Source organism: Sphingomonas sp. SUN019 (genome assembly GCF_024758705.1).
Taxonomy (GTDB): domain Bacteria; phylum Pseudomonadota; class Alphaproteobacteria; order Sphingomonadales; family Sphingomonadaceae; genus Sphingomonas.
In genome coordinates this window covers 1,200,103-1,212,486 of sequence record NZ_CP096971.1, presented here as the reverse complement: position 1 = coordinate 1,212,486, position 12,384 = coordinate 1,200,103, and the positions used below count along the sequence as shown (strand labels likewise).

Annotated in this window: 14 protein-coding genes; 8 read left to right on the top strand and 6 right to left on the bottom strand. The window is 66.8% G+C overall.

The annotated features are described in order from the left end of the window. Nucleotides 1-2 precede the first annotated feature (2 nt). The 5 genes from fabI (at nucleotide 3) to M0208_RS05875 (ending at nucleotide 2,882) form a co-directional block, all read left to right on the top strand. Nucleotides 3-806 carry an enoyl-ACP reductase FabI gene (gene fabI / locus M0208_RS05895; RefSeq protein ID WP_309546984.1) on the top strand — a complete coding sequence of 268 codons (804 nt, stop codon included), beginning with the start codon at nucleotides 3-5 and terminating at the stop codon, nucleotides 804-806. Further along, nucleotides 803-1,201, top strand: coding sequence for a hypothetical protein (locus M0208_RS05890; protein ID WP_258890796.1), 399 nt, complete (start codon nucleotides 803-805; stop codon nucleotides 1,199-1,201). Before fabI ends, M0208_RS05890 begins: the two co-directional genes overlap by 4 nt. Beyond that, the gene (aroC, locus tag M0208_RS05885) at nucleotides 1,198-2,265 is read left to right on the top strand and encodes a chorismate synthase (RefSeq protein ID WP_258890795.1); all 1,068 of its coding nucleotides are present in this window, start codon (nucleotides 1,198-1,200) and stop codon (nucleotides 2,263-2,265) included. Before M0208_RS05890 ends, aroC begins: the two co-directional genes overlap by 4 nt. Nucleotides 2,266-2,348: 83 nt before the next feature. Further along, nucleotides 2,349-2,672: a hypothetical protein gene (locus tag M0208_RS05880; protein ID WP_258890794.1), complete on the top strand. Its 324-nt coding sequence runs from the start codon at nucleotides 2,349-2,351 to the stop codon at nucleotides 2,670-2,672. 18 nt (nucleotides 2,673-2,690) lie between these two features. Next, entirely contained in the window at nucleotides 2,691-2,882 is a 192-nt protein-coding gene (locus M0208_RS05875) for a hypothetical protein (RefSeq protein WP_258890793.1), read from the top strand. A 9-nt stretch (nucleotides 2,883-2,891) separates the two neighbouring features. Here M0208_RS05875 and M0208_RS05870 read toward each other — a convergent pair whose 3' ends face one another. From M0208_RS05870 to M0208_RS05850, 5 genes are all read right to left on the bottom strand, one after another. Further along, nucleotides 2,892-4,181, bottom strand: coding sequence for an adenylosuccinate synthase (locus tag M0208_RS05870; protein ID WP_258890792.1), 1,290 nt, complete (start codon nucleotides 4,179-4,181; stop codon nucleotides 2,892-2,894). A 156-nt stretch (nucleotides 4,182-4,337) separates the two neighbouring features. Next, nucleotides 4,338-5,426 carry an ATP phosphoribosyltransferase regulatory subunit gene (locus M0208_RS05865; RefSeq protein ID WP_258890791.1) on the bottom strand — a complete coding sequence of 363 codons (1,089 nt, stop codon included), beginning with the start codon at nucleotides 5,424-5,426 and terminating at the stop codon, nucleotides 4,338-4,340. Continuing rightward, the gene (locus M0208_RS05860; RefSeq protein WP_258890790.1) at nucleotides 5,423-5,821 is read right to left on the bottom strand and encodes an endonuclease domain-containing protein; all 399 of its coding nucleotides are present in this window, start codon (nucleotides 5,819-5,821) and stop codon (nucleotides 5,423-5,425) included. Before M0208_RS05860 ends, M0208_RS05865 begins: the two co-directional genes overlap by 4 nt. 46 nt (nucleotides 5,822-5,867) lie before the next feature. Continuing rightward, the gene (serA, locus tag M0208_RS05855) at nucleotides 5,868-7,445 is read right to left on the bottom strand and encodes a phosphoglycerate dehydrogenase (protein ID WP_258890789.1); all 1,578 of its coding nucleotides are present in this window, start codon (nucleotides 7,443-7,445) and stop codon (nucleotides 5,868-5,870) included. Nucleotides 7,446-7,557: 112 nt separating this feature from the next. Continuing rightward, nucleotides 7,558-8,739 carry a phosphoserine transaminase gene (locus M0208_RS05850; protein WP_258890788.1) on the bottom strand — a complete coding sequence of 394 codons (1,182 nt, stop codon included), beginning with the start codon at nucleotides 8,737-8,739 and terminating at the stop codon, nucleotides 7,558-7,560. A gap of 245 nt (nucleotides 8,740-8,984) precedes the next feature. On the opposite strand from M0208_RS05850, the gene M0208_RS05845 reads away from it, so the two are divergent. After that, complete coding sequence (locus M0208_RS05845) at nucleotides 8,985-9,605, top strand: extensin family protein (RefSeq protein WP_309546983.1); 621 nt, start codon at nucleotides 8,985-8,987, stop codon at nucleotides 9,603-9,605. A 10-nt stretch (nucleotides 9,606-9,615) separates the two neighbouring features. Next, entirely contained in the window at nucleotides 9,616-10,503 is an 888-nt protein-coding gene (locus tag M0208_RS05840) for an LOG family protein (protein WP_258890787.1), read from the top strand. A 128-nt stretch (nucleotides 10,504-10,631) separates the two neighbouring features. Here the strand turns inward: M0208_RS05840 and M0208_RS05835 are convergent, their stop codons facing one another. Next, entirely contained in the window at nucleotides 10,632-11,330 is a 699-nt protein-coding gene (locus tag M0208_RS05835) for a cytochrome c family protein (RefSeq protein WP_258890786.1), read from the bottom strand. A gap of 107 nt (nucleotides 11,331-11,437) precedes the next feature. On the opposite strand from M0208_RS05835, the gene M0208_RS05830 reads away from it, so the two are divergent. Next, nucleotides 11,438-12,328 (top strand): prephenate dehydratase, encoded by an 891-nt coding sequence (locus M0208_RS05830; RefSeq protein WP_258890785.1) that lies wholly within the window; start codon nucleotides 11,438-11,440, stop codon nucleotides 12,326-12,328. Nucleotides 12,329-12,384 lie beyond the last annotated feature (56 nt).

The following is a 12,384-nucleotide window of genomic DNA, read 5'->3' as shown; positions in this document are numbered from 1 at the left end:
GCGTGAACGGTTTGATGGCAGGCAAGCGTGGGCTGATCATGGGGCTCGCCAACGACAAGTCGCTGGCCTGGGGGATCGCCAAGAAGCTGTCCGACGCGGGCGCGGAACTCGCGTTCAGCTATCAGGGCGCGATGATGGAAAAGCGCGTCCGCCCGCTGGCCGAGCAACTGGGCGTCGCGCGGCTGTACGACTGCGACGTTTCCGACATGGGCGCGCTCGACGCGACCTTCGCGGCGCTGGCGGCGGACTGGCCGACGATCGACTTCGTCGTCCACGCGATCGGCTTTTCCGACAAGAACGAACTGCGCGGCGGATACATCGACACCAGTCTCGACAATTTCCTGATGACGATGAACATCAGCGTCTATTCGTTCGTCGCGGTGGCGCAGCGCGCGGCGAAGATGATGAACGAAGGCGGGTCGTTGCTGACGCTCAGTTACTACGGTGCCGAAAAAGTCATTCCGCATTATAACGTCATGGGGGTCGCGAAGGCGGCGCTGGAGACGAGCGTGCAGTATCTGTCGGTCGATCTGGGGCGGCAGGGCATCCGCTGCAACGCGATCTCTGCGGGGCCGATCAAGACGCTGGCCGCCAGTGGCATCGGCGATTTCCGGCTGATCCTGAAGTGGAACGAGCTGAATTCTCCGCTGAAGCGCAACGTCACGATCGAGGATGTCGGCGGCGCGGGGCTGTACCTGCTGAGCGACCTGGCGAGCGGTGTGACGGGCGAGACGCATCACGTCGACGCGGGGTATAACGTGATCGGCATGAAGGCCGAGGACGCGCCGGACATCGCGTTGGTATGAGCGGGGCGCTCGCCAAATTGGGATGGAAGCCCGGTATGACGCTGCGCGGATACCGTTGTCCGCCCGAACTGGCTGAGACACTGGCCGATACGGGAACGACAGCGGAGCCGGATATCCTGATCGCGTTCGTTCCCGATCGCGCGGCGGTGGCGGAGGCCTTTGCGTGGGCGCGCTTGCTTTACCGGCGCGGCGCGCGACTGTGGTTCGCCTATCCCAAGAAGAGCGGCGCGCGCGCCAGCGATATTTCGCGCGATGCGGGATGGGAAGAGTTGGCAGCGGCGGGTTATCTTCCGGTGACGCAGGTGGCGCTGGACGCCGATTGGTCGGCGTTGCGGTTTCGCGAGCGTGACGAAATCCCGAAGCTGACCCGCGCGTCCGAACGCGGGGCGGCATGAGCTTCAACACCTTCGGACGCGTCTTTCGATTCACGACGTGGGGCGAATCGCATGGACCTGCGCTGGGCGCGGTGGTCGACGGGTGCCCGCCGGGGATTGCCCTTTCCGAGGCCGATATCCAGCCGTGGCTCGACAAGCGTCGGCCCGGCACATCGCGCTTCACGACGCAGCGGCGGGAGCCCGACGCGGTGCGCATCCTGTCGGGGGTGTTCGAGGGACGGACGACGGGGACGCCGATCAGCCTGATGATCGAAAACGTCGACCAACGATCGAAGGATTATTCGGAGGTCGCCAAGGCCTATCGTCCCGGCCATGCCGATTACGCCTATGACGCGAAATACGGGTTTCGCGACTATCGCGGCGGCGGGCGTTCGTCGGCGCGCGAGACCGCGGCGCGGGTGGCGGCGGGGGCGGTGGCGCGGCTGGTGATCCCGCAGGTCCGCATTCGCGGCTGGGTGGAGGCGATCGGCGGGGACGCGATCGATCCGGCCAATTTCGACGCCGCGCAGATCGATGCCAATCCGTTCTTCTGCCCGGACGCCGCGGCGGCGGCACGCTGGGAGGCGAAGGTAGACGCGGCGCGCAAGGCGGGGTCTTCGCTCGGCGCAGTCGTGGCGTGTGAAGCCGTCGGCGTGCCAGCGGGCTGGGGCGCCCCGCTCTATGCCAAGCTCGACAGCGAACTGGCCGCGGCGTGCATGTCCATCAACGCGGTGAAGGGGGTGGAGATCGGCGACGGGTTCGCGGCAGCCGCGCTGTCGGGCGAGCAGAATGCGGACCCGATGCGGCCGGGGCAGGGCGGTCCCGAATTTCTCGCCAATCATGCCGGCGGGATCGCGGGCGGGATCGCCACGGGTCAGCCGATCCGCGTGCGCGTGGCGTTCAAGCCGACCAGCTCGATCCTGACCCCGGTCGAGACGATCACGCCCGAGGGCGAGGCCGCGGAAATCGCGACGAAGGGCCGTCACGACCCGTGCGTAGGCATCCGCGGGGTGCCGGTGGTGGAGGCGATGGTCGCGCTGGTGCTGGCCGATCAGTTCCTGCTGCACCGCGCGCAGATCGGCTGAGTCCGTACGCAGCGAGACGAATCGAGCCTTATCCGCGACCTGCGTCTGCACGGCGGTCGATCCGCGCGGAACCTTGCGGTAAGATGAGTCGTCTGTTCATCATGCTGACGCGTCTGGTTCTTTCGGCCATTGTGCTAACTTCCGCTGTCCCGGCGATGGCGCAGGTCGGCCGCATTCCGCCGAACGCAATTGATCGCGCGACGGCGGTGGATGATGCGCGGCGAGCCGCGATTGCGGACGCGGCGACCGCTGATCGTGAACGGGCCACGCGCGACGCGCGTGATTCGGCGGCGCGCGTCGGTCCCGTGCAGCAATCGACCATGACCGATCGCGTCTCCGGTTTGAATGGCGCCCTTGCCCCGGCCACGACCGCATCGACTGCGCCGTCGCCTGCAACCCCAAACTGATACCGAAAGGATTTATTCATGCGTATCGCCACCACCGCCAGTGTCGCGTTGCTCGCCCTGTCGACCGCAGCGCTCGCACAGGTCGCCAGCCCGCACCACGGCTCCGACACGATGCAGAACAACACGTCGAGCAGCAATATGACGATGCCCGATACGATGACGAACAATAGCGCGACGCCCGACAACGGCGCCGTACCGCCCGGCGAGTAAGCCGCTCACTCAGTCCGCGAACGGGTCGCGCACCAATATGGTGTCGTCCCGTTCGGGGCTGGTCGACACCAGCGCGACCGGGCAGCAGATCAGCTCCTCGACGCGGCGGATATACTTGATCGCCTGCGCCGGGAGGTCGGCCCAGCTTCGCGCGCCTGCTGTCGATTCGGACCAGCCGTCCATCACTTCATAGACCGGCTCGACCGCGCCCTGGTCGGCGGCGTGCGCTGGGAAATAGTCCAGCGTCTCGCCGCGCAGTCGATAGCCGGTGCAGATCTTTACCTGATCAAACCCGTCGAGCACGTCGATCTTGGTCAGCGCGATCCCCGTTATCCCGCCGACTGCTGCGGACTGTCGCAGCAACACGGTATCGATCCAGCCACACCGCCGCTTGCGACCCGTGACGGTGCCGAATTCGTGGCCGCGCACGCCCAGCTTTTCGCCGACCTCATCGTCCAGTTCTGTCGGAAAAGGCCCCGATCCGACCCGCGTCGTATACGCCTTCGCGATCCCCAGCACGAAGCCGACCGCCGCCGGGCCAAGCCCCGATCCGCCCGCTGCGGTGCCCGAGATCGTGTTCGATGACGTAACGAACGGATACGTGCCGTGATCGACGTCAAGCAGCACGCCCTGCGCCCCTTCGAACAGGATGCGCTTTCCGCGCGCGCGGGCCTCGTTGAGGTCGCGCCATACCGGTTTGGCGAACGATAGCACGAAATCGGCGATCTCGCGTAGATCGGCGATCAGGCGGTCGCGATCGATCGGCGCTTCGCCGAACCCGGCGCGCAGCGCGTCATGGTGTGCGGTCAGGCGATCGAGCTGCGGGCCGAGATCGTCGAGATGCGCCAGATCGCACACCCGGATCGCGCGGCGGCCGACCTTGTCCTCATAGGCCGGGCCGATCCCGCGCCGCGTGGTGCCGATCTTCCCCGCGCCGCTCGCATCCTCGCGCAGCGCGTCGAGGTCGCGGTGGAAGGGGAGGATCAAGGCGCAGGTGTCGGCGATGCGCAGCGTATCGGGCGTGGCGACGACGCCCTGTTCGCCCAGCCGTTCGATCTCCGCCTTGAGCGCCCACGGATCGAGCACCACGCCGTTGCCGATGACGGACGGCGTGCCGCGCACGATGCCCGAGGGCAGCAGCGACAATTTGTAGGTCTTGTCGCCCACGACGAGCGTATGGCCGGCGTTGTGCCCGCCCTGGAATCGCACGACGACATCGGCGCGCTCGGCGAGCCAGTCGACGATCTTGCCCTTGCCCTCGTCGCCCCACTGCGCGCCGATGACTGCTACGTTGGCCACGTTCGAACTCCACTTATCCGCTCATCCTGAGGAGAGGCTGAGCCTGTCGAAGCCTCGTCTCGAAGGACGAACCGGGCGCGTCCTTCGAGACGCCATTTCGACAAGCTCAATGGCTCCTCAGGATGAGCGGGAGGAGCCAGAGATATTTCGGTGGCTCTACAGCGCGCGGGCGTCGCCATCCACCCATAGATGCGTGCAGAGTTGTGCTTCGGGCGTATCGCCCGGCTCCAGCGCGGCGACGGTGACCCAGCCCGCCGCGCGCATCGCGGCGCCAGCGTCGGCGGGGGTGCCGAGCGGGAGGAACAAGCGGCGTCGCGCGGGCGTCGCATCACCGATCAGCGCGTCGGGATAGAGCGAGAAGCCCGTCGCGGCTTCCTCTGCGCCGCTTTCGTGCATAACCGTGTAGGTACCGCCACGCCCGACCTCACGCGTGCTGCCGTGGGCGAACAGCGAGAAACCGAGCCAGGTCTGATATTCGAAGCCGTGGCGTTCGGTTGGGTCGAGCGTCAGCGTGACGCGTCCGTTCAGCGATTCGGCGATCTGCTCCAGTCCGTCGAGCCGCGAGACGAGCGCGCCGGTCGCATCAAACGCGCGCAGCCGCTCTATCGCCTGCGCGAACGGCCCCGCGGCGGCGATCAGCGGGAGGTATTCGGGCGCAATCTGTGCCACCCCGCCCGCATCCTTGGCGTCGAGCCGGTCGCGCAGCGCGTCGATGTCGTCGACCGGCATCGCTGCGGCCAAGGTGTCGACCAGATCGGGCAGGGTGAAATCGATCGACAGCCCGGTCGCGCCTGCGGCCGCCAGCGCATCGACCGCGACCGTCACGACCTCACGCGCGGCGGCGACCGAGTCGAGGCCGATCAGTTCGCACCCGATCTGACGCAGTTCGCGCGGCGGGTTCAACTCGCTCGCACGCAGTTTCAGCACCGAACCGGCGTAGCTGAGCCGCACCGGGCGCGGGTGATGCGCCATGCGCGTCGCGGCGATCCGTGCGACCTGCGCGGTCAGATCGGGCCGAATCGCCAGCGTGCGCTGCGACACCGGATCGACGAAACGCACCGCGTCATGCAGCGCGCCGGTCTTCAGCCGCGTGCCGAGCGCATCGGCGAATTCGGCCAGCGGGGGATCGGCGCGCTCATAGCCGTGGCTCCGCGCCGCGCCGATTATGCGCGCCTCCACGTCCGCCGCCGCGTCGGCGTGCGGCGGGAGGCGATCGCGGAAGCCTTCGGGGAGGAGTGCGGTCATGATCTTTTACTCTCCCTCTCCCCTTCGGGGAGAGGGTCGGGGAGAGGGGCAGTATGCAATGCGGTGAGAATCGCGGCGAGCACCGCGGGTTCGTTAGCCATAACCTCGGCATTCGTGAAGCGAATGACGCGGTATCTTTGAGCTTCAAGCCACGCCGTGCGGCGCTCATCGTGAGCCTCGCTTCCGGCGTGCGTGTCCCCGTCGACCTCGACGATCAGCTTGGCGGATCTGGCGACGAAGTCCGCAATGTACGGGTCGATCACGACCTGGTGAACGAATTTTAAACCGTTCAATCGGCTTGCACGCAGGTGATACCAGAGGCGCGCTTCGGCTGGAGTGGGGTTGCTGCGCATGGCCTTGGCACGCGCGAGTAACAGTTCGTTCGTTCGCGGCACTGCCCCTCTCCCCGACCCTCTCCCCGGAGGGGAGAGGGAGAATGTGCTAGAAGCTCAGCCCCATTGCGGTCTTCACGCCGGGCAGCGCCTTCACCTTCGCCAGCAGGTCCGCGGTCACCGGATCGTCGACCGACAGCAGCAGCACCGCTTCGCCACCCGCCTGACGGCGGCCGAGGTGGAACGTGCCGATGTTGACGTTCGATTCGCCCAGCGCGGTGCCCAATCGCCCGATGAAGCCTGGCGCGTCTTCGTTGACGACATACAGCATGTGCCCGACGAGATCGGCCTCGACCTTGATCCCGAACAGTTCGACCAGCCGCGGGGCGGCCTCGCCGAACAGGGTGCCAGCGACCGAGCGTTCGCCCGCGTCGGTCCTCACCGACACGCGGAGCAAAGTGTGGTAATCGCCCTCGCGCTCGGTGCGGACCTCGCGCACCTCGATCCCGCGTTCGCGCGCCAGGACGGGGGCGTTGACCATGTTCACGGTGTCGGTCTGCGTGCGCAGGAAACCGGCGAGCACCGCGGACACCATCGGCTTCTGGTTCAGCTCGGCCGCCGCGCCTTCGCTGTGAATCGAGATGCGCCCGATCGCGCCGTGCGTCAGCTGTCCGACCAGGCTGCCGAGCTTTTCGGCCAGCGCCATGTACGGCTTCAGCCGAGGCGCTTCCTCGGCCGACAGGCTCGGCATGTTGAGCGCGTTGGTGACCCCGCCCGAGACGAGGAAATCGGCCATCTGTTCGGCGACCTGGATCGCGACGTTGACCTGCGCCTCGGTCGTGGATGCGCCGAGGTGCGGGGTGGAGACGAAGTTCGGCGTGCCGAACAATGGCGAGGCCTTGGCGGGTTCCTCAACGAACACGTCCAGCGCCGCGCCGCCGATATGGCCCGAATCGAGCCCGGCCTTCAGTGCGGCCTCGTCGATCAGCCCGCCGCGCGCGCAGTTTATGATGCGCACGCCCTTCTTCGTCTTGGCGAGCGCCTCGGCCGACAGGATGTTGCGCGTCTGGTCGGTCAGCGGCGTGTGGAGCGTGATGAAGTCGGCGCGGGCGAGGAGGTCGTCCAGCTCGACCTTCTCGATCCCCAATTCCAGCGCGCGTTCGGGCGACAGAAACGGATCGAACGCGATCACCTTCATCTTCAGGCCGCGCGCCCGATCAGCGACGATCGAGCCGATGTTGCCCGCGCCGATCAGCCCCAGCGTCTTGCTGGTCAGCTCGACGCCCATGAAGCGGTTCTTTTCCCACTTGCCGGCCTGCGTCGACACATCGGCCTCGGGCAATTGGCGGGCGAGCGCGAACATCAGCGCAATGGCATGTTCGGCGGTGGTGATGCTGTTGCCGAACGGCGTGTTCATCACGACCACACCCTTCGCGCTGGCGGCGGGGATGTCGACGTTGTCGACCCCGATCCCGGCGCGGCCGACGACCTTCAGATTGGTCGCGGCGTCGAGGATCGCCTTCGTCACCTTGGTCGAGCTGCGGATCGCGAGGCCGTCATAGTCGCCGATCATCGCGGCGAGTTCATCGGGGGTCTTGCCGGTGATCTCGTCGACCTCGACCCCGCGTTCGCGGAAGATCTGCGCGGCTTTGGGGTCCATTTTATCGGAAATGAGGACTTTGGGCATTGGTTGTATCCTTGCCTTGACCGTCGTCCCCGCGAAAGCCGGGATCCAGCTCCTGCGGGAGCGGCTTGCGGTACGGTCGGGAGATGGGTTCCCGCTTTCGCGGGAACGACGATTAAGAGCGGTGCTGGGCTTCCTGCTCAGCGGCCATCACCGTTGCGTAAGCCCAGTCGAGCCAAGGACCGAGCGCGACAATATCAGCGGTGTCGACCGTCGCGCCGCACCAGATTCGCAGTCCGGCTGGCGCGTCGCGGTAACCCGCGATGTCGTACGCCGCACCTTCTGCTTCCAACAGCGCCGCCATTTTTTTTATAATTGCCTCATCGGCCAAATGGACAATGAGGCAGACGCTCGTCTTCGAGCGGATGGCTGCGTCGGCCGCCAAATGATGAAGCCAGTCGCGTTCTTCGACGATTTTGTCGAGCGCCGCCGCGTTGGCGTCACTCCGCGCGATCAGGCCGCCCGCGCCGAGCGATTTCGCCCATTCGAGGCTCCAGATCGCATCCTCGACCGCGAGCATCGAGGGGGTGTTGATCGTCTCGCCCTTGAACACGCCCTCGGTCAGCTTGCCCTTCGACACGAGGCGGAAGACCTTCGGCAGCGGCCAGACGGGGGTGTAGGTTTCCAGCCGCTCGACTGCGCGCGGGCCGAGGATCAGCACGCCGTGCGCGCCTTCGCCGCCCAGCACCTTCTGCCAGCTGAACGTGGCGACGTCGATCTTGTCCCAGGGCAGATCATAGGCGAACACGCCGCTGGTCGCGTCGGCGAACGACAGCCCTTCGCGGTCGTCGGCGATCCAGTCGCCGTCCGGCACGCGCACGCCGCTGGTGGTGCCATTCCAAGTGAACAGCACGTCGTTCGACCAGTCGACCGCGTTCAGGTCGGGAAGCTGACCATAGTCGGCGCGGATCACGGTCGGATCGATCTTGAGTTGCTTGACCGCGTCGGTCACCCAGCCTTCGCCGAAGCTTTCCCAGGCGAGCGCGGTGACCGGGCGCGCGCCAAGCATCGTCCACATCGCCATCTCGAACGCGCCGGTGTCGCTGCCGGGGACGATTCCGATGCGGTGCGTATCGGGGAGTTTCAGCAATTCGCGCATCAGGTCGATGCAATATTGCAGGCGTTGCTTGCCGATCTTCGAACGGTGCGAGCGGCCGAGCGATTCGGTCGCCAGGTTCACTGCGGTCCAGCCGGGCGGCTTGGCGCAGGGGCCGGAGGAGAAGAAGGGGCGGGCCGGTTTGGTGGCCGGCTTCGCGGCGGACGCACGGGTGGCGTCGGCCAGGGTCGAATCAGTCATGTCAGTCTCTCCTTACAGAGAGCACGCGCGGCGTTGGGACCGCGTGGCCCGTCGACGGCCCTAGCGACGGGGGGGCGGGGTGGCAACTGGCGATATTCGGTTCATCGCGCGCCCGACTCCGTTCGCCCTGAGCCTGTCGAAGGGCTGCTTTCCACTTTCCCGAACGTCGGCAACAAGAAGAACGGTGCTTCGACAGGCTCAGCACGAACGGGGGTAGTGTGTCGTTGCGTATTCTGGTGGGAGGCGTGTCGCTGCTTCTCGCTGCCTGCGGGCGGTCCGAGCCGCCCGCAAAGCCCCCTCCCGCGAAGCCGCTCGCCGGCCCGAGCATCCGCGAGACCGCGCAATGCCTGGCCGATTTGCGTCAGATCGGGGTCGCGTACCGGGTGTTGCCTGACAAGGATTTCGGGAACGGCTGTGGGCTGGTCGGGGCGGTGCAGCTGGTCGAGATCGGGGTGCCCGTCACCGGGATCACGGCGCTGCGTTGCGGACAGGCGCGGGCGTTCACGACGTGGGTGCGCAATGCGCTGGCCCCGGCGGCGTATCAGATCCTCGGCAGCGAACTGGCGCGGGTCGAGGGGATGGGGAGCTACGCGTGCCGCAACGTCGTCGGCACGCGCAACGGCAACCGGCGTTCGGGCCACGCGATCGCCAATGCGGTCGACGTCGGCGCGGTGGTGTTGCAGGACGGGCGGCGGATCAGCGTGCTGCGCGATTATCGTTCGGCCGACCCTGCTGTGCAGGAATTCTGGCGCGCGGTTCATGCGTCGGCGTGCAAGCGGTTCGGAACCGTCCTGAGTCCGGATTACAACGCGGCGCACCGCGATCACTTCCACCTTGAGGATGACCGCGCGAGCTTTTGCCGCTAATCGCGGGCTAATGACCGATACCAAAGTACCGTCGCGGGTGTTTCCGCGCGCTCGCCAGGATGCCGCCACCGCAGACGCCGGCATCTCCACCCCGCAGACCGAGAGCCCGGCGTACAAGCTGGCGTTCCAGGACATGGATTTCCTGCTGCGCGAGGATCTGCGTCCCGTGCGTTTCCAGCTGGAATTGCTGAAGACCGAATTGCTGCTGGACGAGGCGCATATCGGGTCGACCTTCGTGATGTACGGCTCCGCGCGCATTCCCGAGCCGTCGAAGGCGCAGGCGATGCTCGACATGGCGACCGACGAGCAGGGCCGCCGCATCGCCGAGCGGCTGGTCGCGAAGTCCAAATATTACGACATGGCGCGCGAACTCGGGCGGCTGGTGTCGAACTTTCCGCGCGATGAGGCGGGCAAGCGGCATTTCGTCGTGTGTTCGGGCGGCGGGCCGTCGATCATGGAGGCGGCGAATCGCGGTGCGTCGGACGTCCACGCCGAATCGATCGGGCTGAACATCGTCCTGCCGCATGAGCAGGCCCCGAATCCTTACGTGACGCCGGCGCTGTCGATGCAGTTCCATTACTTTGCGCTGCGTAAGATGCACTTCCTGCTGCGCGCGCGGGCGCTAGCGGCGTTCCCGGGCGGGTTCGGGACGTTCGACGAATTGTTCGAACTGCTGACGTTGATCCAGACCGGCAAGGTGAAGCCGATCCCGGTGCTGCTGTTCGGGCGCGAATTCTGGGAAAAGGTCGTGAACTTCGACGCGCTGGTCGAGGAAGGTGTGGTCAGCGAACGCGACCTGGGCATCTTCACCTATGTTGAGAGCGCGGCCGAGGGCTGGGCGGTGGTGCAGGATTTCTACCGCAAGCGGCAGGAACAGGAACCGACGCCGCCGGAGTGAGGTCCGCTAGATCCTCCCCTGCAAGGGGAGGTGGCGCGCAGCGCCGGAGGGGTGTCGAGCCATCGAGAGGGTGTCACCCCCTCCGTCAGGCCTGCGGCCTGCCACCTCCCCTTGCAGGGGAGGATTTTTTACTTCCCCGTCTGCTTCGCCGCGGCCGGATCGACCGAAGGCGCGCCGGTGGCGGGGGTGCCGGTGTTGGCCAGGTCGCCCGTTTCCGCGCCGGTCGCATTCGCGACCGCGTCCGCAGCGTTGCCGCCTTCGGCGGGGGCCGCGGCATTGTCGGCAGGGGCGGCGCCCGCTGCCGGAGCCGCGGGGAGCGGCAGGTTTGAGCCTTGCGCGTTCAGGTATACGATCACGTTGGCGCGATCCTGCGGGTTCGACAGTCCTGCGAAGGTCATCTTCGTGCCGTTCGCGAACTTGCGCGGCGACGTCAGCCACGCGTTCATCTTGTCGAAGTCCCAATTGCCGCCGACGCCCTTCAGCGCGTCGGTGAACGCGTAGCCGCCCTTGCCCGCGCCGATCGCCTCACCCATGGTGCCGTACAGGTTTGGGCCGACGCCGTTCGCGCCGCCCTGGTTGATCGTGTGGCAGGCGGCGCATTTCTTGAACACTTCCGCGCCCTTCGCCGCGTCGGCGGTGCCGAGCAGGCTGGCGATCGGCACTTCGGCCGCCGCGCCGCCGCCGGCCTCCGCCGCCGCTTCGACCGGATAGCCGAATTTCTCGACCTCGCCCGAATGGAAGACCATGCCGCTCACGATCGCGCCGCCCAGCGCGACGATGCCCGCGCCCAGCACCCAGCCCGCAATCGTGTTGTTCCGATCATCCATGTCGTGCAATCGCCCCAGAAGGTAAGTCGCACGCCCCATAGAAAAGCGTGTCCGTATCGGCAAGCGCGCTTGAAGCCGGAAGGTTGCGTGGCTTAACGACGATCGGGATGGACAATTTCGCTGCGCCCGCCCGCCCGATCGTCGCCCGCATGACCGCCGCCGCCGCCGCGGCACCCGAGCGCACGGTCGCTTTTCAGGGCGCGCCGGGGGCGAACAGCCATGTTGCGGTGACCGAGGCGTTTCCCGATGCGCTGCCGCTGCCGTGCTTCGATTTCGCCGATGCGATCGACGCGGTGAAGGACGGGCGGGCGGATTGCGCGATCATCCCGATCGAAAATTCGCTCCACGGCCGGGTTGCCGACATCCATTTCCTGCTGCCCGAATCGGGGCTGGTCATCACCGGCGAGCATTTCCTGAGCATCCGTCATGCGCTGATGGGAACTGGGACGCGCGACAACGTGCGTGAGGCGATGAGCCATCCGCAGGCGCTGGGGCAGTGCCGCCACTGGCTGAAGGCGCACGACATCCAGCCGGTCGCCTATCCCGACACCGCGGGCGCGGCGGCGGTGGTGGCGGAACTGGGCGATCCGGCGCGCGCGGCGCTGGCCCCGCCCGGCGCGGCGGCGATCTATGGCCTGAACCTGCTGGCGACCGACATTGCGGATGCCGAGCACAATACCACGCGCTTCGTCACGCTGGCGCGCGGCGGAAGGCCAGCGACAGGGGAGGGGCCGTGGATGACGACGTTCATCTTCGAAGTGCGCAACGTCCCCGCCGCGCTGTACAAGGCGATGGGCGGCTTCGCGACGAACGGCGTCAACATGACGAAACTGGAAAGCTACCAGCACGGCGGCAGCTTCGCCGCGACCGAATTCTATTCGGATGTGGAGGGAAAGCCCGGCGACGAACCGTTCGACCGCGCGATGGAGGAATTGGGCTTCCATTCCAAATGGGTCCGGGTGCTCGGCACGTACCGGCAGGTGCGCAAGCGCGGATAGCTTGCGTCGATCCTGCCAACCACTAGCGTTCGCTTCAGAAACGAATCGAATGGGGT